At 65.0% G+C, this 23,888-nt stretch carries 25 protein-coding genes and 1 tRNA gene; 11 read left to right on the top strand and 15 right to left on the bottom strand.

Translation table 11 applies throughout. From position 1 onward, the window contains the following. Window positions 1–469: 469 nt before the first annotated feature. Entirely contained in the window at window positions 470–1,243 is a 774-nt protein-coding gene (locus HNO88_RS19660; protein ID WP_184249884.1) for an alpha/beta fold hydrolase, read from the top strand. A 207-nt stretch (window positions 1,244–1,450) separates the two neighbouring features. Here the strand turns inward: HNO88_RS19660 and HNO88_RS19665 are convergent, their stop codons facing one another. The 3 genes from HNO88_RS19665 to HNO88_RS19675 are packed head-to-tail and all read right to left on the bottom strand — an operon-like array spanning window position 1,451 to window position 3,538. Next, window positions 1,451–2,350 (bottom strand): sigma-70 family RNA polymerase sigma factor, encoded by a 900-nt coding sequence (locus HNO88_RS19665; protein WP_312857130.1) that lies wholly within the window; start codon window positions 2,348–2,350, stop codon window positions 1,451–1,453. Then, complete coding sequence (locus HNO88_RS19670) at window positions 2,337–2,780, bottom strand: hypothetical protein (protein ID WP_184249890.1); 444 nt, start codon at window positions 2,778–2,780, stop codon at window positions 2,337–2,339. The genes HNO88_RS19665 and HNO88_RS19670 overlap by 14 nt, the downstream gene beginning before the upstream one ends. Further along, window positions 2,777–3,538: an SDR family oxidoreductase gene (locus tag HNO88_RS19675; protein WP_184249893.1), complete on the bottom strand. Its 762-nt coding sequence runs from the start codon at window positions 3,536–3,538 to the stop codon at window positions 2,777–2,779. The genes HNO88_RS19670 and HNO88_RS19675 overlap by 4 nt, the downstream gene beginning before the upstream one ends. A gap of 39 nt (window positions 3,539–3,577) precedes the next feature. Here HNO88_RS19675 and HNO88_RS19680 point away from each other — a divergent pair, with 39 nt between their 5' ends. Continuing rightward, the gene (locus tag HNO88_RS19680; RefSeq protein ID WP_246382132.1) at window positions 3,578–4,165 is read left to right on the top strand and encodes a carboxymuconolactone decarboxylase family protein; all 588 of its coding nucleotides are present in this window, start codon (window positions 3,578–3,580) and stop codon (window positions 4,163–4,165) included. 211 nt (window positions 4,166–4,376) lie between these two features. On the opposite strand, the gene HNO88_RS19685 is transcribed toward HNO88_RS19680, so the two are convergent. From HNO88_RS19685 to HNO88_RS19700, 4 genes are all read right to left on the bottom strand, one after another. Continuing rightward, window positions 4,377–7,094: a hypothetical protein gene (locus HNO88_RS19685; RefSeq protein ID WP_184249896.1), complete on the bottom strand. Its 2,718-nt coding sequence runs from the start codon at window positions 7,092–7,094 to the stop codon at window positions 4,377–4,379. 617 nt (window positions 7,095–7,711) lie between these two features. Beyond that, complete coding sequence (locus HNO88_RS19690) at window positions 7,712–8,227, bottom strand: hypothetical protein (protein WP_184249899.1); 516 nt, start codon at window positions 8,225–8,227, stop codon at window positions 7,712–7,714. Between the two features lie 424 nt (window positions 8,228–8,651). Then, window positions 8,652–9,962 carry a tyrosine-type recombinase/integrase gene (locus tag HNO88_RS19695; protein ID WP_184249970.1) on the bottom strand — a complete coding sequence of 437 codons (1,311 nt, stop codon included), beginning with the start codon at window positions 9,960–9,962 and terminating at the stop codon, window positions 8,652–8,654. Between the two features lie 138 nt (window positions 9,963–10,100). After that, a tRNA-Ser gene (locus HNO88_RS19700) sits at window positions 10,101–10,192 on the bottom strand. A gap of 255 nt (window positions 10,193–10,447) precedes the next feature. On the opposite strand from HNO88_RS19700, the gene HNO88_RS19705 reads away from it, so the two are divergent. Both HNO88_RS19705 and HNO88_RS19710 read left to right on the top strand, forming a co-directional pair. Then, window positions 10,448–11,257 (top strand): DUF1134 domain-containing protein, encoded by an 810-nt coding sequence (locus HNO88_RS19705; protein ID WP_184249901.1) that lies wholly within the window; start codon window positions 10,448–10,450, stop codon window positions 11,255–11,257. Window positions 11,258–11,360: 103 nt separating this feature from the next. Next, complete coding sequence (locus HNO88_RS19710; RefSeq protein WP_184249904.1) at window positions 11,361–12,539, top strand: amino acid aminotransferase; 1,179 nt, start codon at window positions 11,361–11,363, stop codon at window positions 12,537–12,539. A 237-nt stretch (window positions 12,540–12,776) separates the two neighbouring features. Here the strand turns inward: HNO88_RS19710 and HNO88_RS19715 are convergent, their stop codons facing one another. From HNO88_RS19715 to HNO88_RS19740, 6 genes are all read right to left on the bottom strand, one after another. Beyond that, window positions 12,777–13,394 (bottom strand): riboflavin synthase, encoded by a 618-nt coding sequence (locus HNO88_RS19715; protein WP_184249907.1) that lies wholly within the window; start codon window positions 13,392–13,394, stop codon window positions 12,777–12,779. 10 nt (window positions 13,395–13,404) lie between these two features. Continuing rightward, on the bottom strand, window positions 13,405–14,370 hold the full coding sequence (gene ribD / locus HNO88_RS19720) for a bifunctional diaminohydroxyphosphoribosylaminopyrimidine deaminase/5-amino-6-(5-phosphoribosylamino)uracil reductase RibD (protein ID WP_246382134.1): 966 nt from the start codon (window positions 14,368–14,370) through the stop codon (window positions 13,405–13,407). A gap of 10 nt (window positions 14,371–14,380) precedes the next feature. Continuing rightward, the gene (locus HNO88_RS19725; RefSeq protein ID WP_184249913.1) at window positions 14,381–14,905 is read right to left on the bottom strand and encodes a hypothetical protein; all 525 of its coding nucleotides are present in this window, start codon (window positions 14,903–14,905) and stop codon (window positions 14,381–14,383) included. Between the two features lie 31 nt (window positions 14,906–14,936). Then, complete coding sequence (locus HNO88_RS19730; RefSeq protein ID WP_184249916.1) at window positions 14,937–15,662, bottom strand: M48 family metallopeptidase; 726 nt, start codon at window positions 15,660–15,662, stop codon at window positions 14,937–14,939. A gap of 250 nt (window positions 15,663–15,912) precedes the next feature. After that, window positions 15,913–16,416, bottom strand: coding sequence for a YcgN family cysteine cluster protein (locus tag HNO88_RS19735; protein ID WP_184249920.1), 504 nt, complete (start codon window positions 16,414–16,416; stop codon window positions 15,913–15,915). Beyond that, window positions 16,404–17,024: an SCO family protein gene (locus HNO88_RS19740; RefSeq protein WP_184249923.1), complete on the bottom strand. Its 621-nt coding sequence runs from the start codon at window positions 17,022–17,024 to the stop codon at window positions 16,404–16,406. Before HNO88_RS19740 ends, HNO88_RS19735 begins: the two co-directional genes overlap by 13 nt. A gap of 82 nt (window positions 17,025–17,106) precedes the next feature. Here HNO88_RS19740 and HNO88_RS19745 point away from each other — a divergent pair, with 82 nt between their 5' ends. The 5 genes from HNO88_RS19745 to ssb all read left to right on the top strand — a co-directional run bounded on the left by HNO88_RS19745 (window position 17,107) and on the right by ssb (window position 21,364). Continuing rightward, the gene (locus HNO88_RS19745) at window positions 17,107–17,745 is read left to right on the top strand and encodes an ankyrin repeat domain-containing protein (protein WP_312857131.1); all 639 of its coding nucleotides are present in this window, start codon (window positions 17,107–17,109) and stop codon (window positions 17,743–17,745) included. A gap of 3 nt (window positions 17,746–17,748) precedes the next feature. After that, window positions 17,749–18,435: a COQ9 family protein gene (locus HNO88_RS19750; protein ID WP_246382136.1), complete on the top strand. Its 687-nt coding sequence runs from the start codon at window positions 17,749–17,751 to the stop codon at window positions 18,433–18,435. 65 nt (window positions 18,436–18,500) lie between these two features. Then, window positions 18,501–18,740: a FeoA family protein gene (locus HNO88_RS19755; RefSeq protein WP_184249926.1), complete on the top strand. Its 240-nt coding sequence runs from the start codon at window positions 18,501–18,503 to the stop codon at window positions 18,738–18,740. Beyond that, complete coding sequence (feoB, locus tag HNO88_RS19760; protein ID WP_184249929.1) at window positions 18,737–20,584, top strand: ferrous iron transporter B; 1,848 nt, start codon at window positions 18,737–18,739, stop codon at window positions 20,582–20,584. Before HNO88_RS19755 ends, feoB begins: the two co-directional genes overlap by 4 nt. A gap of 216 nt (window positions 20,585–20,800) precedes the next feature. Continuing rightward, window positions 20,801–21,364, top strand: a complete 564-nt coding sequence (ssb, locus tag HNO88_RS19765; RefSeq protein ID WP_184249932.1) for a single-stranded DNA-binding protein — start codon at window positions 20,801–20,803, stop codon at window positions 21,362–21,364. Between the two features lie 159 nt (window positions 21,365–21,523). Here ssb and HNO88_RS19770 read toward each other — a convergent pair whose 3' ends face one another. Both HNO88_RS19770 and HNO88_RS19775 read right to left on the bottom strand, forming a co-directional pair. Further along, window positions 21,524–22,036 carry a YceD family protein gene (locus HNO88_RS19770; protein WP_184249935.1) on the bottom strand — a complete coding sequence of 171 codons (513 nt, stop codon included), beginning with the start codon at window positions 22,034–22,036 and terminating at the stop codon, window positions 21,524–21,526. After that, window positions 22,033–22,554, bottom strand: a complete 522-nt coding sequence (locus HNO88_RS19775) for a ubiquinol-cytochrome C chaperone family protein (protein ID WP_184249938.1) — start codon at window positions 22,552–22,554, stop codon at window positions 22,033–22,035. Before HNO88_RS19775 ends, HNO88_RS19770 begins: the two co-directional genes overlap by 4 nt. Before the next feature lie 203 nt (window positions 22,555–22,757). On the opposite strand from HNO88_RS19775, the gene HNO88_RS19780 reads away from it, so the two are divergent. Together HNO88_RS19780 and hslV are read left to right on the top strand one after the other, a co-directional pair. Further along, window positions 22,758–23,249, top strand: a complete 492-nt coding sequence (locus tag HNO88_RS19780; protein WP_184249941.1) for an outer membrane protein assembly factor BamE — start codon at window positions 22,758–22,760, stop codon at window positions 23,247–23,249. A gap of 54 nt (window positions 23,250–23,303) precedes the next feature. Further along, window positions 23,304–23,864 carry an ATP-dependent protease subunit HslV gene (gene hslV, locus HNO88_RS19785; protein ID WP_281384058.1) on the top strand — a complete coding sequence of 187 codons (561 nt, stop codon included), beginning with the start codon at window positions 23,304–23,306 and terminating at the stop codon, window positions 23,862–23,864. Window positions 23,865–23,888: the final 24 nt, after the last annotated feature.

The raw sequence follows: 23,888 nt of genomic DNA on the forward strand, positions 1-23,888 counted from the left end.
GGGCATGCCCCCGGACAGGTTGCCATCACCTCAACCAACCATCATGAAGGCGCGGGACTCTACCTCTGACTGGTAACAATCCGGGGAGCACGTCATGGGTTATCAATCTCGATAATCATGCAAGGTAACTCTCAGGCGGCGAGCTTCGTCCGCTTTCCACGACCTTCCCGTCGTCGACCGCGGGCTAGGCACGCTCCGAAACCCGCCGTTCGTTGCTCGACCACGAGCAGATGAACAGATGGCCGCTATCGAGGAACTCATGAAAACGGATGACCGACCGCTTTGTCGGCGGATGCTGAAGAGGTGGCCAAGAGTTGCGCGACGGCTGTTAACGCCATTACCGACGTTCGAGCGCATCACCAAGCGACGGCAAAGCGGCGAGCCACGTAAGAATGTTTGGCGCTGAAGGCGTCAGTGGCCCCATCAGCCGATCCGGTGCGTTAGCGCTACGACAACCAGAAAGCGCAAGATGCATCATGTTCAGCGCGGCACAGGCCGAAAGTTACTACTCGTTCACGGCCTTGGTGGAAGTTGGCAATCGTGGACTACGATCCTTGATGAGCTAAGCGCTCATCGCACGGTGATTGCGATCGACCTTCCGGGACATGGTGTCACCCCTGCCGAAGCCGATAGCGGAACCTTCGTCGGTCTCGTCGGGAGTGTCGAACGTTATATCGCAGCTAGTGGGCTAACGGGGATCGACGTCGTCGGTAGCTCGATGGGTGCGCGGATCGTGCTTGAATTGGCACGGCGCGGTGAAGTCGGCAATGTCGTGGCACTCGACCCGGGCGGTTTTTGGCGTGGCTGGGAGCGAACTTTCTTCAAAGTGACCATCGGGCTGTCGGGCCGATTGCTGCGCGCGATTCGACCACTGTTGCCGACGCTCAGCCAATATGCAGCGACGCGCACGGCGTTGCTGGCACAACTGTCGGCGCGGCCATGGGCGCTCGACCCGCATGTCGTCGCGACGGAACTGACCGGACTTAGCACCACGCCAACATTCCGCGCTTTGGTCGATGATCTTGCCGGCGGCCCCGAGCAGACCGGGCCGGCCGCACGATCCACCGGCCGCATCGTGATCGGATGGGGCAGGCAGGACCGGCTTTGCCTGCCTCGCCAGGCGGAGCGCGCCAAAGCAGCGTTCCCATCGGCGAATTTACATTGGTTCAAGTCCAGCGGCCACTTCCCCGCATGGGACATGCCCGACGAGACCGTCGCTGTCATCCTTGCCGGAACGCAATGATCTCCGAAGCCTGAACGCGCTTAGCGCCCCGGTAGGAGCAGCGAACTTACTGTCGGAACCTGCCAAGAAAACTGCCATGCTGCGAATGATGAACGAACGGCCGGTTTCAGGAACGCCCCAGTCCCTTATCTCCGGCAGTTTTGTCGGCGGCTGCAGCCGCAGCTAGACGAGCCAGACAAGCGGCGGCAGCCGACCAATTCACGACCGTCAGTGGCTGTGCTGCGGATGACCGTCTGTGCCGATAGCTGCCGCCACATGGCGAAGCTTGTCAGGATTACGAACTATATAGATCCCCATGATGCGGCTATTGCGTACATCAAGCGCAGTGGTCTGGAGCACGTCGCCACGATCGATACTGATGTAGCCGGGCAGGCCGTTAATGATCGCGGTGCGTAGCAGCGTCGGCGCTGACGTGTACTTCCGACGCAGCCCGGCGAACAAGCGAAGCGCTCGGTCGATCCCACGCACCACATTGCGGAAAGCGATGACCTTGCCGCCGCCATCGGAATGGATCTCGACGTCGCGAGCCAGCAGTGCCGACAATGCGACCGTGTCACCGTCGCGGGCAGCAGAAAAGAAGGCTCGCGCGATCTGATCGGCCTCCATCGCCTCTACGGTAAAACGTGGCCGCGCATGCTGCACGTGCTTGCGTGCGCGCGAGGCAAGCTGTCGCACGGCTGCAGGCTCGCGCCCCAATGTCGTCGCGACATCGCTCAGCGCCATGTCGAACACGTCGTGGAGCAGAAAGGCAGCACGCTCCAGCGGGGACAGGCGCTCCATGGCGAGCATCAGAGTGAGCGTCACGTCATCGGCGATCGCCTCCTCCGCCTCAGTCGTGCCCATGAGCGGTTCGGGCAGCCAGGCCCCGACATAGGTCTCCCGGCGCGCGCGGGCGGACTTGAGCTGGTCGAGGCAGAGACGCGTGACAACGCGGGTCAGATAGGCCGCCGGCGTGTCCACGCTCTCCGCTTTTGCCGCCCATCGCAGCCAGGCCTCCTGAACGACATCCTCCGCCTCGCTGACCGATCCGAGCATCCGATAGCCAAGACGCAGCAGTCTTGGCCGCTCGGCCTCGAAATCAGCGAGGCGTCCGTCACTGGGCAGCACGGGAGTCCTCCACCGGATGCGATCGGCGACTGTCGCCTGCCGCATCGCGCCACGCCCACAGGGCGAGAGCGGCCGTCAGTATAGCCGGAAGTGTCACTGCGGGAAAATCCTGGACCAGCGCGCCCGTCCCGCAGATGCCCACAGCCACCTCCCAGAAATGGAACAGCGCGTGGCCACCAAGCCAAAGCGCAGCGAGGGACCACAGCGTGGCGCGTGCCGCCGGCCGCGCGGCACCGGTCAGCATCGCGATACCGACTAGAAGGAAGATCAGTCCGATATCGCGCAGGAAGTGCTGGTTGAACGGGCCGGTGGTGGTGACGCCCGGGACCGCGAAGTACCAGTTCGCAGGCGAGATCAGCATGAACAAGCCATTTACTATGGCCCCGAGACCGAGCGCTACGGCCAGCGCGATCGGAAGGCGCCTGTTCATGCCGCCTGCCCCTGCGACTGAGCGGCAAGCCACGCATCGAAACGCGTAGGCGCGATCCGCGCGTCCTCTCCAGGCACCAGCGTGTGGTCGTCGGCGGGGGCGCCGAAATAGTTGCGATCGTCGGTGACGACGATCCGGCGCGGATCATCTCGCGCGCCAAGCCAGTTGGCGGTGAATTCCGCGAGCGGCGCGCGCTCGGGTCCCGCGACTTCGACGATGCCATCTGCCGGATCAGCCGTGACTATTTCGGCAAGCAGGGCCGAGATGTCGGTGGCAGCGACCGGCTGGAGCGCAATGCCCGGCAAGTGCGCAGCGTCGCCCTGCGTATAGCCGTCTGCGATGGTTGACAGAAATTCGAAGAACTGGGTGGCCCGCACGATCGTGTAGGGAACGCCGCCAGCGGCGATCAGCTGTTCCTGCGCTAGCTTGGCGCGAAAATAGCCCGAGGCTTGAAGGCGATCCGTGCCGACGACCGAGAGCGCGACGAAGTGGCGCACCCCGGCGTCGCGGGCCGCTTCCAGCAGGTTCGCCGTGGTGCCGCGAAAGAAGGCGAGAGCGGCCGCATCTTCGAACGAAGGAGCATTGCTGACATCAACTAGTACCGCAGCATCTGTCAGCGCCCGAGCCAAGCCTGTGCCGGCTTGGGCATCAACGCCGGTGCTGGGCGATGCGGCGACGACCTCATGACCCTCCGCCCGCAGCAGTCCGACGAGGGGCCGACCGATCAGTCCGGTGCCGCCGATGATAACGATCTTCATGTCCATGTCTCCGATGCAAGTGACTGCCTGCATGACGAGATGACCGCCTCCGGTGTGACACCGGACGAAGGCGGAACCGAAAAATATCTGCGCCATAATGTCACGATGCACCGGCGTACCTCGTCAAGTCAGCGAGCGCCGATGCTCGGCGCCGATTGCAAGGAAAGCAGCATGACCGAGATGAAGCGTTTGAACTGGTCGGAAATCGCGCCCGAGGGCGCCAAGGCTCTGTTCGGTATCCATCACTATGTGACCAGGAAGACTGAGCTTCCTGAAGAGCTGATCCATCTGATCTTTCTACGAGTGTCGCAAATCAACGGCTGCGCCCATTGCATCGATATGCACACCCGTGATCTGCTCAAGACCATGGCGATCGACAAGGTCTCGCTGGTCCCCGTCTGGGCGGAGGTGCCGCACCTGTTTTCTGACCAGTATCGAGCAGCGTTGGCCTGGGCGGAGGAAGTGACCAATGTCAGCACGACCCATGCTTCAGACGAAGCCTATGCCGCCGCTGCCGCCGCCTTTGCTGACAAGGACTTGGTCGATCTCACGCTAGCGATCGCGGCAATGAACGCGTTCAATCGCCTCGGCTCGCCATTCCGCCTGCCGGTCGCCGCGAAGCCATAAGCTCGCGAAACGGGGAGCATAGCTTTGCTTCCCCTTTCGGTGGCACGCGACCAAAAGTCGCCGTTCTGACATGGGGTACGATTGTCCACTCATGCCGAAACCGGTCATTCACGACGTCGATAGCTGTCGAGCAGCTAAGCGCCCTAATATCGGCCGTTCATCGCGCGCCTTGACTCTCTTAAAAGCAGACCCTCGCTGCCGGGCTGCGAGATCATTCACGGCCTCCCCGCCGAAAGAGACCAGACCAAGTAGCGATAGCGAACGACACCACCGTCCAGCCAAGCACGCAATAGAGCGCCCACCAGAATCGCGCGAGCGCAACTTCGCCAGAAACCTCCCAGCCCCCGATCTTCCAGCCGGGCTCGGGTTTTGCCCTGGGCCCTTGGCCGACCCGGCACTTCTTTTCCTCGCCCAGGTCGAGGACAGGCAGCATCGCGTCCGCCGCGTAGATAGTTGGATCGATGCGATTGCCGCATGAGACAGCAGGCTTGCCGCTCTCATCGGCGACCATCAGGTCACACTCGTACATGCTCATCACATTCTGAACCCCGAGCACCCAGACCAGCATGAGCGTCACGAACGCGCGTGCGCCGCTTAGACCGTGCCCGAACCACAATCCAAACTGTTCGCTGAGCATTCGTCCCATCCAGGTCGGCCGCATCTGCCCTTCCGCGGCGAACGCATCGACTAGCACGCGCCGGGCGGCCTCAAACAGGCCTTGGTTGCGCAACACCGTCGCGAGATGGCGGGCGGGGCGTGCGGATCCGGGATCGTGGCGACGTGCAAGCCACTTGCTTCGCCATCTGCGGATCTCGTGCGGCGCATCGCCGCTGCGCCCTGATGGGCGCTCAAGTCGGTCATAAGCGAAGTTGTCGAGGCCTAGGCTCAGCTTGCCCGCGCCCCAGCTGTCTTCCTCGTCGTCGATCCGATCGGCGAGCAAGGGCACGCTGGTTCCAGATAGGTTTAACCCGCCCGCACCCTCGGCGATCAGAACTCCGGCTTCAATCTGCCGCGCGATGCGCATGTTGGTGAAGGCAAGCAGGCTCTTGTCGGCGAGCGCCACGCTCTCCCAGCCGAGCGTTGCTGCCTCGCCATTATCTGCGACCACCTGGCCGTCGATCCGAACCGCGATCAGTTCGGCGCGGACAGCACTCGCAAATTGCAGCTTCCCGCCAATCACGATACCGCGAAGGTCGCAGACCGTGTTTTCGGGATTGAGGAGCAGGCTTGAATGCACGAAGAAGTTGCCGCCGAGCTTTGCCGCGCTGGCGCGGATCGCCCCGTGCACCGTGCAATGAACCAGCGTCAGGCCGCTGGCGACTTGCGCGGCATGCAGCGTGAGCGCTGCTGGCACCTCGGGCGTTCCGACTGTGACATGGGCGAGCGTGATGTCGCCACGTACCGTCGCACCGAGGAACTGAATTTCGCCCTTCATCAGGCTGGCTTCGTCGGGCGATCCGGCGATCTGCACGCCGGTTCCAAATTCCGCCCCCTGTGCGATCAGCGCAAGTCCGGAGACGTCACAAATGCTTGCGCGGCTCATCTGCAGCCCGCCTTCGATCCGCGCTCCGATAATGCGCAGGTCGCCGCCCTGCAGATGGACCGCCTCGAGCCGCAGATCGGAGAGCAGGCGGACGAAGCTCAGGTCGAGCAGACAATGTTCAGGATGGGCATAATGCTCGGGAAACCCCTGGCGGTTCGTCGCCGGGCGGGCTCGCGTGATCCGGGCGCTCTCGATCGCTATCCCGTTGGCGTGGCTGTTGTCGAACCTGATCGGTGCATTGGCCGTGACTTCGTACAGGACAACTTCGCCATCGATCCGGCATTGCCGAAGGCTGATCGCCGTATCGCTGGCCTGTGCTTCGAGTCCGTGAACGATAAGCCTGCCCGCGACCCGCAGATCGTCAGCATACAACGTGCCGAACAACTGAGTGTTGGTCGCCGGATGTCCGATCAGGACATCAGCGCCGAGCCGTGTGCCCACCATGCTAATGGCGTTGTCCTCGCCGCTGAAGCGGGCATCGTGAATCTGCAACTGTTGCGATATCGTTGCGGCGCTTAGCCGGACTTCACCGATTGCTTCAAATGAGCTCCCGCCGCGCTCCGACAAGCCGCTCAGATCGGCATGTCCCCGCACCTCTAACTGATCTCCGACCAGTGCAGGCTGGCCAGCGCCGTCGAATAAAGCTGCCTTGCAGTCGAGCTGGCCGACGACGGCATTATTGAGCTGAATACGGCCCCGCGCTATGAAGCGGCCGCTGTCGCCCTGGCAAAGCCGGACACGGCCGACTGCTGACGCCCGGCTGAGATCGAGAGCAAGTGGCTCGCCATCGCCACGCCCGTCGATCTGGGCGCCATCGAACGAGATATCGCTTCCGACCCGCACCCCGCGGCCCTTGACGCTTCCCAGCGCGCGCAAGTCGCGCGCGCTGAGGTTGCCACCGATCATGGTATCGGAAAAGTTCACTGCCGCATCGCGGTCGCCGCGGGCGAAATACGAACCGTTGAGCGCGAGGCCGCGCCCGATCATGCTGCTGCGTAGTTCCAGCCAGCCCGTGCACCGGGTCAGCTCGACAATTAAATCGCCTTCGAACTGGCTGCCCGGCAGGTCGATAGAGCGCAATTGGCATTCGGCCAATACCAGGTGCCGCCAGCGCGCGCTACGCGCCCGAAAGTCGCCATTGATTACGGAGCTGAGAAACTGGAGCCGCAGCGGTTCTCCTGCATCGCCTATGCCATCGAGCTGGAGATCGCCGTCAATGCGGGCATTGCGGAACGTGACAGTGCGGCGTGGGGAGGTTGCCGAACGAATAGTCTCGGCCACTTGCACTGCCAGGATTGTCGCACCTTTCCAGTCGATCTCACCACCTTCGCCGACCTGCTTGAGGCCAGCGGCAAGTTGCTCGGGAGTGAGGCGAGGTACTGTCATTTCGGGGTTCTCGTTTTAACCATTCGGTATGCGCCTGTCTCTGTCATTCTGCGGATCAGGTTAGGCAGAGGCAGTGTGTCCGCTACCGGCGAGACTTGCCCTTCGACAAGCCGCGTGGGAACGACGGTTACGTCCCAGACCCGGTCGTAAGAGATCACACGTGATCCGTGAACAGTGGGTTGATTAAGGTCTTGCGTCGCTGATTTGCAGTATCTGTTTCCACGGCGAACCCCATCACCGAATGGCGCGCAGCTAGCAGCGAAACAGCACGCGTCCAGTGGAACCCGTCTTCCGAATCGCTGCTCATTCGGTAGGATTTTGGAGCTTTGAGGACTCAAATCTTTGCAGCGTGCGCTTTGAGGGTATCGATGCGGGTACCGGTATGCAGCGAGCAATGTAAGGTGCTGGTAGTATAGGGAAAAAGGCTTAAAATCGAGTCCTCTTCTGCGAAGTTGCCCGTTCAAGCGGGCAATGATCATTGCCCGAGGCAATTCGGTTGTGTCTGCCATGCTGGGGGGATTGGCACTCGGCCTCGAAGCCGTGTTGCACGGCCGGGAGGCGAATGATGCAGAACGCAAATGGAACCGGGCTCGGATCGACCGGCCTGGTGGGAGCGATTACTTTCGCTTGCCGGCGGCCCGGACCCGCTCGAGCAGCTTGTCGAGTTCAGGCTTTGCAGCGATCGCCTGCGCAGCCGCCTGCTGATCTGCTGGAGCGCCATTCTCAGGTCGTTTTGTTCGAAGTCCCGGCCATGATCTCAGTCGGGATATTAAAGGGCACATACAAAATCTCTTAATCGTCTTCGCTCTTGAACCCCGCCTTTTGCAATCCAGGGATCGCCTTCTCGTCCTGAAGGATTGCTTCTGCGAAATTTTGCAGGCCTTGCCGAAACTTGATGGCGACGCACAGCTCGTCGGAGTGGCCTTGAGTGTTGCGGTTAGCCAGGAGTGCTCATAGCCGTCCGTTTCGGCTGAACGTTCGCCGAGTTCGAGCCACATGTCGCCGGTGCCGACACCCTTGGTCATCTTCCACTCAGGGCAGACGATCCGCGTCGACCATTCGACTTCGCTGCACTCCCATGGTGCCAGGACGATCTGGCACCATGGCACCATGGCGAGGAACGCCACGTTCATCACCCGCTCGCTAAGCGGCCAGACGCTGTGAAGAAGTCTGCTTTGGTCTATCCGAGGTTACGGATGATGAGTGCAGCCAGTTGCCCACCGTTGAGCTTCGCTGCAGCCGTGCGATGTTCGTGGTCCAAGTTCGTATTCTTCGCGTGGTCGGCAGCCGAATGGGGCCGCCATTGGCGCGAAGCATATCTTCCAATGAGTGCTATCCTGATGTGCCGAACTGCCGACGCGGTCACCTGCATTCTCTCGACCGGAAACTATCCGGCATCCCACTCGATGCTCTTAGTGGATTGCACTTGACCTAAGCTCATCCAAGTCGAGCCGAGGCAGCACAGCATCAGTTTCAACGCAAATAACGTATTTCGTCAAACGTGACAGATTTTTGCACGTCTACAGCCGTAACGAGAGCAAAGCAGGGAGGCTTACATCAGGAAGCTAGTTCTAGTGATTCGCTGTTCTTTACTGCCTCCCTTTCTTGGAAGCAGTAATCGGCCCACTGAGTCATGAGATCGCGACGTTTTTCCAGCGCTCGCCCACGACGGTAGGCCCGCTCGACCGAGGATGCGACAGTGTGGGCCAGAGCCATTTCGATCACCTCGCGCTCGAAAGAAGTTTCTTCGCCAGCCCAATCGCGAAAGGTGGAGCGGAAGCCATGAACGGTGATGTCCGAGTGCTTCATGCGTTTGAGCACTGCCGAAAGCGTCATGTCGGAGAGCGAGCCGCTCCGTTGCGCTGGAAACACGAACTGGTGCGGCTTGATGTCATCGTTCTTCAAGTCGTTCAGGATGGCCATCGCCCGATCGCTAAGCGGCACCGCGTGCATAGCGCCGGCCTTCATGCGTGATGCAGGGACGGTCCAGAGCTTCTCTTCCAGATTGACTTCAGCCCACGTCATGCCGCGGGTCTCACCGGAGCGAGCAGCCGTAAGGATTGTAAACTCAAGCGCTCGAGCCGCCATCCCGGCACGCTGACGCAAGCTGGCGATGAAGGCTGCAACTTGCTTGTACGGCAAGGCGGGATGGTGCCGCACCGCCTTGGTGCTCTTGGGCAGCAACAGCTCCAGATGGCCACGACCGCGAGCGGGATTGTCACCCTCACGCAGTCCTTTGACCCTGGCGGCATCCAGCACACGCTCGATGCGGCCGCGTAGCCTGGAAGCAGTTTCACGTTTGGTGAGCCATATGGGCTCGAGAACGGCAACAATTTGCTCGGTGGTCACCTCTGCGATCGGAACCTCGAAGAGCGGCTTGGCATGGCCCTTCAGCGTGCTGCGCCACTGCGCCCTATGTTTTGGATTACGGAAGCCGTCCTCAATGCTGTCGAGCAGTTCCATTGCGAACGCACCGAACGTCACGGCAGGCTTGTCGTCGACCGGCTTCGCCTGTTCCTTGCTCTTCAAGCGTTCGACGCGCGGGTCGATGCCCTCGAGCAGCATCTCTCGGATCTCAGCGGCACGCTGCCGAGCTTTCGCCAGGCCGACGTCTACGGCTGAACCCAGACCTAGTTCGATTCGGTCGCCCTTGCCGGTGTTCTTGATCTTGAGCTGACCCTTGGGCTTGAGGGTGCCGATGAAGATCCAAGACCGACCGCTCGGGCGAATACGCAGGTACAAACCACCGCCGTCGCCATAGAGGCCCGGCTTCTTCTCCGACTTCACCTGCCGATCTGAAAGCTTGTTACGCGCGTGCGAGGGCATAATTTCGGCCGTTAGCAGGCGATCAGCAGTCCGGCCAGCCATAACTTTGGGCGTAAAGTTTGCGTGGCTTTCCACGATCTTTGGCGAACGCGAGTGGACGCAAAATCCATGTGAAAGCACGGTAAAGCGCCACTTTCCAGTGTTGTAGTAGTTCGTGATGGTGTGCTGGAAAGTGGCCGCTGGCGGAGACGCCGGGATTCGAACCCGGGGTGCCCCCTTAAGAGCACGACGGTTTAGCAAACCGCTGGTTTCAGCCACTCACCCACGTCTCCGGATGCGGCCTTGAGGGCGCGGCTATAGCGAGGGTGGGGAGAGGCGGCAAGGGGTTGCAGGCATGCTCGGGCATTCGGCGAAAGATTTCCGTTCGTCCTTGCTTCGGTGTCGATTGGTCGCAAAATGATACGGCCCAGACGCTCGTTCATTGGCCGATCAGACACGATCGGGTCTACGACAGGCCAGGGTGCGACAGGGGCTTGGCCGCTATGTCGCTGGCGCCGGTCGGCGGCGTGGGAGGGTTTTCGAACGCAATGAACATCTTGTATTTACGGACGCGCTGGCACCGGGTCGCGGCAGCTCTGAGCCTTGTCACCGCGGCTGTGGGCATGCCGGCGGCGGCGCAAGTGCGCTCGGTCGATCCCGATGCCGCGATCGATGGCGATCTCTCTCCGGGCCAGAACGTGCCGGCATCCACCCCGTCGCCGGAGTACCCGGGGGCGACCAATTCGGGCGCCTATGGCAACGGTACGCCCGTGGACACGGCCTCCAGACCTCCGGCGACGACAAGCGAACCGCCTGCCTCGGTCGACGACTGGAGCCCGCAGTCGATCGGGACCGAAAGCCAGACGACGCAAGGCAGCACTTATCGCAAGGACGACCTGATCGGCGCGGCCGAGGGCGTCTTCGGCAAGGGCGCGCAAGGCCTGGCCAGCCTGATCGAGGACCTGCTGAAGAAGCAGGGCGAGCCCAACGCCTATATCGTCGGGCGCGAGGGCTCGGGCGCCATCGGGATCGGCCTGCGCTATGGCTCGGGCACGATGCACCACAAGGTGGAAGGCACGCGCGCCGTCTATTGGACGGGACCGTCGATCGGCTTCGATGCCGGCCTGAATGCCGCCAACGCGTTCGTGCTGGTCTACAACCTCTACGACACCGAGGACCTCTACAAGCGCTTCCCGGCCGGCGAGGGGCAGGCTTATCTCGTAGGCGGCTTCCATGTCAGCTACATGCGGCGCGGCAACGTCGTGCTGATTCCGGTGCGCATGGGCGCGGGCGTGCGGCTGGGCATCAACGCGGGCTACATGAAGTTCACGCACGAGCAGAAGTGGATTCCGTTCTGAGCGCTTGATCGCCCGCTGACCCCGGGCCGAACGGGGGCAATAGGATCAGGCATCATAGACCCGCTTGCGGCAGAGCGCGGTGCACAGTAAGGCCCCGCCCGCCATGTTAAGCAACCTGCAGCAACAGCCCGCCGACGCGCTCCTTGCGCTCATCAAGCTCCACAATGCGGACCCGCGCGCCGACAAGATCGACCTCGGCGTCGGCGTCTACCGCACCGGGCAGGGCGACACGCCCGTGTTCGCCGCGATCAAGGCGGCGGAGCGAAAGCTGGTCGAGGAGCAGGACTCCAAGGCCTATCTCGGCCCGGAAGGCGACATGGCCTTCGTCGAGGCGCTGATGCCCTACGTGTTCGGCAAGGACACTGCGGACATGGGCGGCCGGATCGAGGGCATGCAGACCCCCGGCGGCACCGGATCGCTGCGCGTCGCGCTGGCGATGGCGAAGCGCGCCGGGATCGAGCGGATCATCGTCGGCGTGCCCAGCTGGCCCAACCATGCGCAGATCTGCGCCGACCTCGGCCTTGCCGTCGTCGAGTTCAATCATGCGACCACCGGCGGCCGCACCGACATGGAAGCCCTCGGCACTGCGCTCGGCCGGGCGGGTGAGCGGGACGCGATCCTGCTGCACGGCTGCTGCCACAACCCTACCGGCATCGACTACTCGCACGCCGAGTGGGACGAGATCGCGCATCTGGTCGCAGAGGCCAAGGTGCTGCCGATCCTCGACCTCGCCTACCAGGGGCTGGGTAACGGCATGGAGGAGGACGCCTATGGCGTGCGCCGCGTGCTCGTCGCCGTGCCCGAGGCGCTGGTCAGCTATTCGTGCGACAAGAACTTCGGGCTCTATCGCGATCGCGTCGGCGCGCTCTACGTCATGGCTGCGGTCCCTGAGGATCTCCCGCGCATGATGTCGAACGGGCACATGCTGGCGCGGGCCAACTGGTCGCAGCCGCCGGACCATGGCGCCGCTGCCGTGCGCGAAGTCCTGGCCGACGAAGCACTGACTGCGCAGTGGCTCGACGAACTCGACCAGATGCGCGAGCGCATGCGCCAGGTGCGTGCCAAGCTCGCGGCCGCCGGGACCGCGGGCGCGGTCGACCTGACGCCGCTCGGTGGGCAGAACGGGCTGTTCTCGATCGTCCCGCTCAGCAAGGATCAGGTGCTCGAGATGCGCGAGAAGCACGGCATCTACATGGCAGGCTCGGGCCGCATCAACGTGGCGGGCCTGACGATGGGCAACATCGACAAATTCATCGCCGCCGTTGCCGACGTTACCGGCTGAACACTGAGCTTGGACAGGCAGCCGATCCTCCAAGGGGAGCGGCTGCTCGTCCGCCCGATCGTCCCGGACGAATGGGCACGTGCGATAGTTTCGCGTCGGTGCCGCTGTCTTGATTGCCTGTGCTTCGTTGCCCTGAACTTGTTTCAGGGTCCATTGCGCCGCTGACTCAGGTGTGGCCGGCAGGAGTTACGCTCGCGGTAGCTTATGCTGACACGAGGCTAGCCGAGGAGAGGCTCTTCAGCCGCGCAGGCTTTGCATGCGCTGCAGGTAGCGGGCGAGGACATCGATCTCCAGGTTCACCTTGTCGCCCTGCCTGAGCGCGCCGAGTGTGGTGACTTCGGCGGTGTGGGGGATGATGTTGACCGCGAAGTGGCAGCTGCCATCGGGCTGGTCCGTCACTTCGTTGACGGTCAGCGACACGCCGTCGATGGTGATCGAGCCCTTCGCCGCGAGGTAGGGCGCCAGTTCATGCGAGATCGCAAAGACGATCCGGCGCGAATCACCATCCGGGGACACGCCCAGCACTTCGCCGACACCGTCGACATGGCCGGTGACGATGTGCCCGCCAAGCTCGTCACCCAGCTTCAGCGCCGGTTCGAGGTTCAGGGTCGTGCCTTCCTCCCAGCGGCCGGGCACGGTGCGCGAGACGGACTCGCCCGAGATGTCGACGGCGAACCAGGCGTCCCCCGCCACGCCGCCCTTGTCGACCACGGTCAGGCATACGCCCGAGCACGCGATCGACGCGCCCATGGCGATGCCCGCCGGGTCGAACGGGCAAGCGATGACGGCGCGCAAGTCGCCGCTCTGGCGAGCTTCGCGGATGGTGCCGAGGGCGGTGACGATGCCGGTGAACATGCGTGCCGCCTTAGCCTTGCCGCGCGTAGACTTCCAGCGTGTCGAGCCCGAGCTGGCGTCGGTCGGTGAGTTGCCAGCGTCCATGCGCGGTGGCGAGCGAGGCAAGGCCGATGTCGCCGACGCCCGGACGTCCTCCGCCGATCACGAGGGGGGCCCGGTAGATCAGCAGGCGGTCCACTGCATCCGCCGCCAGGAATGCCGCCGCGGCGCCGGCTCCACCCTCGACGAAGAGGTATTGCACGCCCTCCATCGTTCCGAGCGACTCAGGAGACGCGAGCGCACACCAGCCTGCCGGGGCTGCGCCCCGGGTCAGCACCCAGCGCTCGGGCGAGCGATCGGCGAGGCCGGGCAGGCGTACGTCCAGGCGCGGTGCGTCGCGGCGCAAAGTCTCACCACCCACCAGGATCGCGTCCGCCCGCGCGCGCACGGCGTGGGTATGCGCGCGTGCGGCATCGCCGGTGATCCACTGGCTCTCGCCGCTCGCAAGCGCGATGCAGCCGTCGAGCGAGAGCGCGAGCTTGAGCGTGACGTGCGGTCGGCCATGCCGCGCTTGGGTGAGGTAGCCTGACAGGCTTTCCTCGCAAGCTGGTGAGGGGACGAGGTCGCAGGCGATCCCGGCAGCCTGGATGCGGGCGATGCCTTGCCCCGCGGTGCGCGGATCGGGATCGCCGCAGCCGACGACCACCCGCGCGACGCCGGAAGCGCTCACCAGGTCCGCGCAGGCCGGGCCGCGCGTGGACAGGTGCGCGCAGGGCTCCAATGTGACGTAGAGGGTAGCGCGGCGTGCCGCCTCGCCCGCGGCCTCCAGGGCGACAGCTTCCGCATGGGGACGCCCGCCCGCTTGAGTCCAGCCCCGCGCGACCACTTCAGCACCGCGCACGATGATCGCGCCGACGCCGGGATTGGGCCGGCTGAGCGGGCGGGCGCGGGCGGCGAGGCTGGCCGCGGCGGTCAGCCAGCGCTGGTCCTCGCTCAAGTCCTGGTGCTCACGGAGTGGCGGGAGCGGGCGCTTCGGTCGGCTTGCCCTCGGCCGCCAACCTGGCGTTCGCCTCCTCGCGGCGCTTGCGGATGGCTTCGAGTTCCGCCTTCTTCTCGGCCGCATTCTGCGCGTCGGCTTCGCGGGCGATCTTGTCGACATCCATGCCCGACCAGCGGCCGAGCTCCTTGTAGAGGTTGCGAACGTCCTCGTTGCGACGGGCCTGTTCGAGCGCCAGGGCCTCCTTGCGCTTCTGGTTGGCCAGGTTCGAGGCCTCGATCTCGGCGTCGGTGCGATGCGCGGGGAAGGTGGTGATGTAGGTGACCTTTGGCGGGCGATGCGGTGCGCTCGCCTCCTGACCCATCATCACGTAGAACACGCCGAAGGTGCAGGCACCGGCGATCAGGGCGAAGCGCCAGCGGTTGTGGCCGGCCTCGCGCCAGACCTGGCGGAAGTCGGCGATCATGCCGGTGGGACGGACGTCGGCCCACATGCCGGAGCGTTTGAACAGGGACATCACGCCAAGATAGGGCATCCCCGGCCTCGGCGCCAGATTGGTGCCGCCGTCAGCCGAACGTTCGATACAGTCCGCGTCCTTCGCGCTTCAGCCAGTCGTTGGCGGCGCCCACATCGCCTTCGAACAGTGTCGCCAGACAGGCATGGAAGGCGGGCGAGTGATCGAAGTGCAGCAGATGCGCCACTTCGTGCGCGACGACCGAGCGGCGCACGGTATCCGGGGCCATGATCAGCCGCCAGTTGATCCGGATCGCTCCATTCGCCGCGCAACTGCCCCAGCGTCGCCGCGCGTTCGACAGCGCCAGCGCGGAGACGGGGCGGCCGGCCCGTGTGCAGTAGTGCTCCAGATCCCGGGTCAGCAGCGTGCGCGCCTCGGCCTGCAGCCAACGGCCCACCCGCGCTTCGATTGCCGTCAGTGGCCCGCCGACCGTCAGCGCGCCATCGTCCAGCACCGGACGGCGCCGGGCGCTCGCCTCGTGGCGGATCGTCAGCGGCTCGCCGCGGAACCGGATGGTCGTGCCCGGACCCAGCGGAGACGGGCTGGGCAGGGCGGTGAGCTGGCGCTCCAACCAGCTCTGGCGCGAGCGCGCGAAGGCGAGGGCCTCGGCGCTGCGTGCCCAGGTGGGAATGGATATGCGCACTTCGCTGCCGTCGGGCGCGAGGCGCATGGTCATGCGACGCGCCCGGTCGAGCCGGCGTACGACGATCGGCAGCTCTCGCCCGGCGACTGCAAGCGTGGGAACAGCGCGCGGATCGCGCCGCAGCCAGTCCAGCATTACGAACGACCCGGGCGGGCTTGCTTAGCCCACTCGCACCACCCGGCTTCAATGCAATGCGTGCCGTGGCGCCTTATCTGGTACGTCGTCCCGGACTTGATCCGGGATCCCGCTTTTTCTCGGAGAGAGATGGGTACGCCCCAAGAAGCGGGGTCCCGGATCAAGTCCGGGACGACGGTGAGGGCGAATGAGGCGGTTACCTCGGGCCGATACCTTGCGGGCCCGAAAGATCGGGAGACGCCCCTCGCCATCAAGCCACGTCCCAGGGGTTGCCTTCGGACTCGATGTCCCACCCCTCCATGCCTTCGGGCCAGATGATGTGCTGCTCCAGCGGGCCCGCGACCGTTTCGCTCACGACCCTGCCGACGATCGACACGCCGGCCAGGTGCACGGCTTCGCGATCGCCGGAGATCAGATAATGCCAGCCGGGCAGCGGCTCGCCCGCGGCTCTCAGGCGGTAGGCACAGGTATCGGGCAGCCATTCGAGCGAGCCGGTGTTGCGCGCGGTCAGGCGCATGCAATCGGGCACGAAGCTGCGGCGGTCGGCATAGCTGGAGCAGCGCGCGGTCTTGAGGTCGAGCAGCTTGCAGGCGACGTTGGTGTGATAGACTTCGCCGGTGTCGGCATCCTCCACCTTGTGCAGGCAGCACTGGCCGCAGCCGTCGCACAGCGCTTCCCACTCGCGCTTGTTGAGCGTCTCGAGCGGCCGCTCCCAGAACTGCGCGCGAAACTCAGGGCCGCCTATTTCACCCATGTGTTCAGTTCCGCCGCGACGGCATCGGCGCCCTTGTCGACCGGCAGCATGGCCAGCGGCTTGCCGTCCGGGTCCATCAGATAGGCGATGCGGCTGTGATCCATCAGGTATCCGCCGGAGCTCTCCTTGCCCTTGCTGTAATACGCGGCAAAGGCCTTGGCCGCCACTGCCACCTGTGCGGGCGTGCCGGTGAGCCCGATCAGGCGCGGCGAGAAGGCGGCGGTCCACTGGCCCACGACTTGCGGTGTGTCGCGCTCGGGATCGATGGTGATGAAGATGGGCTGGACCTTGGCCGCCCGATCGGCGCTGCCGCGCTCGAACGCGGCGAAGCCTTTCATCAGTTGCTGCATGTCGAGCGGGCAGGCGTCGGGGCAGAAGGTATAGCCGAAGTAGACGATCCGGTACTTGCCCTTGAAGCTGTCCCAGGTGACCGGCTTGCTGTCCTTGTCGATCAGCGTGAATGGGCCGCCGATCGCCGCGCCTTCCAGCGGCGGCCGTTGTTCGCTCGCAGCCGGCTGGCCTCCGGAGCCGCAGGCGGCAAGGGTGAGCGGGGCGAGCAGGAGAGCGCAGACGGACAGGAAGCGATGGATCATGGCGCGCCGGTTCATGCTCTGCTAAACGCGCCGGTGCAAGGGCGGGCCGGCGGCAGGACTCGTGCGGGCTTGCGGAAAAGTGCGAAGGAACAACGAAGTGTCGAAGCTTGGCGGATCGCGCGCGGGACGGATGGTTCGGGCAGCGGTGATCGCACTCGCCGCGACGGGCATCGGCCTCTCGGTGCCGGCGCAGGCGCAGTTCTCCGGGGGATACAAGTTCCTCGAGGCCGTTCGCAAGAAAGAGGGCGATAAGGTCGAAAGCGCGCTCCAGTCCGGTGGCGGCACGATCATCAACACGCGGGATGTGACCACCGGCGAATCGGCGCTGCATATCGTCACGGCCCGTCGCGACCTCACCTGGCTGCAGTTCCTGGTTGCCAAGGGCGCCAACGTGAACGCCCGCGACGGGCAGGGCCGCACGCCGCTGCAGGTCGCGATCAACCTGGGCTGGCGCGATGGCGTGGGCGTGCTGCTCGGCCGCCGTGCCAACACCGAGGTCGCGAACGATGCGGGGGAGACGCCGCTGATCTCCGCCGTACACCGTCATGATGTCGAGCTGACCAAGCTCCTGCTGCAGGCCGGCGCCGACCCCGACCGTGCCGACAATTCGGGCCGATCGGCGCGTGACTATGCGACGCTGGACGGTCCATCCAGCCCGGTTCTGGCCGCGATCAAGACGGAAACCAAGCCGGGCGCCGGCAAGGGCAACAAGCCGACCTATGGTCCTTCGCTTTAAGCCATGAGCATCGACGCCCTCATGCCCGCCGATCGACCTGCCGAAGACGCCTCGCTCGACGATCTCCGGCTGCGCCTCGCGCCGCTGCTGGCGGATGCCGCCGTGTTCGACGGCTGGAGCGCCGAGGCGATACGATCCGCGGCCGCGCAGGCGGGCGTCGATGCCGACGTCGCCGCCTATGCCTTCCGCGGCGGGGCGATGGAGATGATCGCCGCCTGGATCGCATCGGTGGACGTCGCGATGGCCCGTGCCCTGCCACGCGCCGAACTCGCGGCGCTTCCCGTGCGCGAGCGGATCCGCCGTCTGGTGCTGGCCCGCCTCGATGCGATCGCCGGGCAGGAGGAAGCGCTGTCCCGGGCGATGGCGATCATGGCCCTGCCGCAGAACGTGGCGCGCGCGCTCAAGCTGGGCTGGCACAGCGCAGATGTGATGTGGCGTCTCGCGGGTGACACTGCCACCGACTACAACCACTACACCAAGCGGACGATCCTGGCGGGCGTCTACGGCGCGACGCTGGCGGTCTTCGCCGACGATCACAGCGCCGGGAAGGCGGACACGCATGCCTTCCTCGAGCGCCGGATCGCCGGCATCATGCGGTTCGAGAAGACCAAGGCGCAACTGCTGCGCCCAGTCGACGAGCGCTTCAGCATGGCGCGCTTTCTGGGCCGGTTGCGCTATCCGGCGAAGTAGCGCGTTAATGCAGTAGTTATTGCGAACCAGTTGCAAGTTCTCCCGCAATCTGGCAGCGCGCCATCATGACCCTCGATCTTCTTCCTGCCGGACAGAGCGCCCGAATCGTCGCGGTCGATTGGAACGTCCTGGTCGATGAAGAGGCGCGACGGTTGCGCGCCCTCGGGATCGATAACGGGGCGCGGGTGAAGGTCAGCCATCGCGGCGTGTTCGGCGGCGCGGACCCCATAGCGCTGGCGGTCGGGCGCATGACCGTGGCGGTGCGCCGCGCGCACGCGGCGGCCATGGAAGTCGAAATCCTGTGAGCAGGCCGCGCAAGATCGCGCTGGTCGGTAACCCCAATGCCGGCAAGAGCGCCCTGTTCAACGCGCTGACCGGTGCGCGCCAGAAAATCGCCAACTATCCCGGCGTTACCGTCGAGCGCAAGTCTGGTCGGATGGTTCTGCCCTCGGGCGAGCCGGTCGAGATGACCGATTTGCCGGGCTCCTACTCGCTCGACCCGACCAGCCCGGACGAGGAGGTCACGTCCAAGGTGATCCGCGGCGAGTTCGTCGGTGAGGCGGCGCCCGATGCGCTGATCGTCGTGCTGGATGCCTCGAACCTCGAGCAACATCTGGTCTTCGCGCAGGAGATCATCGCGCTGGGCAAGCCGACGGCGATCGCGCTGAACATGGTGGACTTGGCCGAGCGAGACGGGCTGGTGCTCGATCCGATAGCGCTGGAGCAGGCCTTGGGCGTCAAGGTGGTGCCGACGGTGGCGGTGCGGCGGCGCGGACTGACCGAACTGGGCGAGGCGATCGCCGCGGCGGAGCTGCGCCATCCTGGCCCAGGTCTCACGCAGTTGAGCATGACCGAGCGGCGCGTGGCGGCGCATGCCATGGCCGACGCCGCGATCCTCTCCGAATCCAAGCGGCACCGGCTCCATGCGCGGCTCGACCGCACGCTGCTGCATCCCTGGCTTGGGCCGCTAATCCTGTTCGCGTTGCTGTTCGTGGTGTTCCAGGCGGTGTTCGCCTGGGCAACGCCCTTCGCCGATGCGCTGGAAGGTGGCGTCGGGCTGCTGACCGACGCAGTCAACGACCTGGTCCCGGCGGGTCTATTCCGCGATCTGCTGACCGACGGGGTCCTGGCGGGTGTCGGCGCCGTCGTGGTGTTCCTGCCGCAGATCGTGATCCTGTTCTTCTTCATCCTGGTCATGGAAGCGTCGGGCTACATGGCCCGCGCCGCGTTTTTGATGGACCGGATGATGGCGGGCGTCGGCCTGTCCGGTCGCAGCTTCATCCCGCTGCTCTCCAGCTTCGCCTGCGCGATCCCGGGCATTATGGCGACGCGCAGCATCACCGATCCCAGGGACCGGCTGACGACGATCCTGATCGCGCCGCTGATGACCTGCTCGGCACGGCTGCCGGTCTATGCGGTGATCATCGCGGCGTTCATTCCGCAGCGCACGGTCGGGCCCGGCATCGGCCTGCAAGGGCTGGTGCTGTTCTGCCTCTACGTCGCGGGCATCATCGGCGCGATGGTGGTGGCGCTGATCCTGCGCCGCTCTGTCACCAAGGGCGCTGCATCGGGCTTCATCATGGAACTGCCCAAGTACCAGTTGCCCGCGCCCAAGGACCTGCTGATCGGCCTGTGGCAGCGCGCATGGATCTTCCTGCGCCGCGCCGGAACGATCATCTTCATGGTGACGGTGATCCTGTGGCTGCTGCTGAACTTCCCGCGCGCGGCCGAGGGGCAGAACCAGGTCGACGCCTCGATCGCGGGCAAGATCGCCAACGGTCTGGCGGTGGTCGTAGAGCCGATCGGCTTCGACCGGGACATGGCGCTGGCGCTGATCCCGGCGATGGCCGCGCGCGAAGTGGCCGTCAGCGCGCTTGCCACCACTTACGCTGTCGCCGCTCCGGTGGACAACGAGGATGCGCAGGCAATGGCGCTGGGCGATCAGCTCAAGGCACGCTGGACGCTGCCGATGGCGCTCGCCTTCCTCGCCTGGTTCGTGTTCGCGCCGCAGTGCATGTCGACCATCGCGGTCACCCGGCGCGAAACGAACGGTTGGAAATGGCCGGCATTCATGTTGGCGTACTTGTTCGGACTGGCTTATGTGTTCGCCGGAGCGACATACTGGATTGCGGTGGCGGCGGGGCTATAGTTTCTGCTCCCAGCGTAGAACCCGATACCCCTCCTCCGTTCGTGTCGAGCGTAGTCGAGACACGCTGGCACAGCGCTCATGTGTCTCGACGACGCTCGACACGAACGGGAGGTGGGCCGTACAAAATCGGCTGTAGAAAACCGGTTTCGTGAGACTCGCGTGGTTGGGCTCGCTTGGGCTAACCCTCTCGCCACTTTACACACGAAAGCGATTCCCATGGCAGGCAGCGTCAACAAGGTCATTCTGGTCGGCAATCTGGGTGCCGATCCGGAGGTGAAGTCGTTCCAGAACGGCGGCCGCATCGCCAACCTGCGGATCGCCACCAGCGAGAACTGGAAGGACAAGAACACCGGCGAGCGCAAGGAGCGGACCGAGTGGCACTCGGTGGTGCTCAATTCCGACGGTCTCGTCGGCGTGGCGGAGCGCTTCCTGCGCAAGGGCAGCAAGGTCTACATCGAGGGCCAACTGCGCACCCGCAAGTGGCAGGATCAGTCGGGCAACGACCGTTACACCACCGAAGTCTCCGTCGGCGGGATGGGCGGCGTGCTGACCATGCTCGACGGCGCCCAGGGCGGCGGCGGCGGCGGCGGCGGCGGTGCTCGCAGTGGTGGCGGCGATTGGGGTGGCGGTGGTGGCCGTTCGTCGGGCGGCGGTGACGACTGGGGCGGCGGCAATGCGCGCGGTGGCGGGTCGTCCAGCGGCGGCAGCGAATGGGGCAAGACCGGCGGCACGTCGGGCGGTGGCTTCGGCGACGACCTGGACGATGACATCCCGTTCTGAGCGGTGGTGCCGGCCGATCCTCCCCTGCAAGGGGAGGGGGACCGCCAGCGTAGCTGGTGGTGGAGGGAGGGGTGTAACCCCCTCGGTCGAGCACTCCAGCAGCGGCACCCCTCCGTCAGCCGCTCACGCGTCTGCCACCTCCCCTTGCAGGGGAGGATCTTACAGCTTCAGGTTCTTGAGCGCGGAAAAGGCGTTCTCCTTGCCTTCGCCGTTCAGCTCGGGCCGCTTGCGCGCTTCGTCCGCCTCGGGGCCGGTGAGAAACGGGTCGATCGCCAGTCCGAGCGTCTGGGCCACGGCTTCACCCAGGTCGAAGTGGCTGCCGGTATACTCGAGCTCGTCGAACTCCTCGGCGCTGAGCTCAACCTCTTCGTCGGGGCCGTACGTGCGCGCCTCGGGAACGAAGCGGATGGCGATCTCCTCATGCACCGACACCGGCAGGTCCTCGGCCGAAACGGCACAGGGCTGCACGATATCCGCGCTCATCGTGCCCCGGGCTTCGACCACGCGATCCTTGCGGTGAAGCTCGACGTCCGCTTCCAAGCGATCGATGCGCACGATCCCGAAGCGCCGCGAGAGGGCTTCACGCTCCGCTTCGGTGGCTTCGATGCGAACCGCCTTGCCTTCGCATTGCCGCACGTCGAACTCGCGCGGGAACTCGCTGGCATCGTTCATCGCGCGATCCTTCCCGCCAGCAGATCCTCCGCGCTCGTGGCATCCAGGTCGCGCGAGAGGACCAGCACCGCATCAGCCAGCGCAGCCGTGTCGGCATTCTCGACAAGAGTCATGTTGCGCTCCAGCACCGGCACCAGCGCCGCCTGCGGATCGGGCGCGGCGAGGGCCTCGCGCAGCGTGCCGATCCGGCCGCCGAGCGTGCTGACCAGCTTGCCCATGCGCTTGCCGACGACCAGATCGCCGACGCCGGACTGGCGCAGCTGCCCATCCATGTCGTCGACGAACAGCTCGGTGATGTAGGCGGCGAGCAGCTTCGTGCTCTCGTCCCGTTCCATGCGGATCATCACCAGCGCGAGCACCAGCGTGATCGCATCGAAGCGGCCGGGCACCGTGTCGGCCACGCCATATCGCGCGTACCACGGCTTCTCGCGCGCGATCTCGACGGTGCGGTGCCACAGCGGACGGACAGGCGCGCGGTCATCGGTGGTGCGGCCGAACAGGCGATCGATGAGTGACACGGGAGGGCAGGGCCTTTCGGATGCGTGAGACATGCGCGTTCATGGGCAATTCAATCGTGAGGCCGCAACGGCCATTGCGCAGCGGGATGCGTGACCGTAAGGCTCGAACCTGAGTGCATGGCCGAACGTCTCGGCCGATATATGGGCAGTGGCGCTGCTGGCAATGGCCGGTGCAACGCCGGTGCGGACTGGAGTGGGAATAAATGCGCAGCTTCGGGCAGATGGCCTGGCTCTCCGTGGCGTCGCTGGGCCTTGTGGCTGCGGCGAGTGGCTGCACATCGATCACCGATCATCGTGGCTACATCATCGACCAGGCGCTGGTCGACGCGGTGCAGCCGGGCGTGGACAACCGCCAGTCGGTGGAGAAGACCCTCGGGCGGCCGACCTTCACCAGCCAGTTCGGCCCGCAGGACTGGTATTATATCTCGCAGAACGTCAAGACACCGCCCTTCCGCCGTCCGCGCACCAGCGACCAGGTCATCTACCGCCTGCGCTTCGATGCTGCAGGCAACGTCGCCGCGATCGACAAGCGCGGCATGGAGAAGGTCGCACGGCTCAACCCCGAAGGCGACAAGACGCCGACGCTGGGCCGCAACCGCGGCTTGCTCGAGGATCTGTTCGGCAACGTCGGCACGGTCGGTGCGGGCGGTGGCGGTGCCGGCGCTCCCAGCGGCGGGCCGAACGGCAGTCAGTGATGCTTGCGGCCGGCGTGGATTGAAGACCCGCCGCGCCGACATATATGCTGCGCCATGGACAATAGCGGGGCGAGCCACGGCCTGATCCAGTGGCACGGGACCACCATCATCGGCGTCAAGAAGGGCGGCAAGACCGTCATCGCCGGCGATGGCCAGGTCTCGATGGGAAACACCGTCATGAAGCCGAACGCGCGCAAGGTGCGCCGGATCGGCAAAGGCGAAAAGGTGATCGCGGGCTTTGCCGGCGCGACGGCCGATGCCTTCACCCTGTTCGAGCGGCTGGAGAAGAAGCTGGAGCAGTACTCCGGCCAGCTGACCCGCGCCGCCGTGGAGCTCGCCAAGGACTGGCGCACCGACAAGTACCTGCGCAACCTGGAAGCGCTGATGATCGTCGCCGACGACACGGCGCTGCTGGTGCTGACCGGCAATGGCGATGTTTTGGAACCCGAGGCTGGGATCGCCGCCATCGGCTCGGGCGGCAACTACGCCTTGGCTGCTGCGAAGGCGATCGACCAGTACGAGGCCGATGCCGAGGTGATCGCCCGCAAGGCCATGGCCGTCGCCGCTGACATCTGCGTCTTCACCAACGACAGGGTGACGGTTGAAACCGTCTGAGCCGGCGCAGCAAAATCACTCAGA

The organism is Novosphingobium chloroacetimidivorans, from assembly GCF_014204535.1.
In the GTDB taxonomy this organism is placed as follows: Bacteria; Pseudomonadota; Alphaproteobacteria; order Sphingomonadales; family Sphingomonadaceae; genus Novosphingobium; species Novosphingobium chloroacetimidivorans.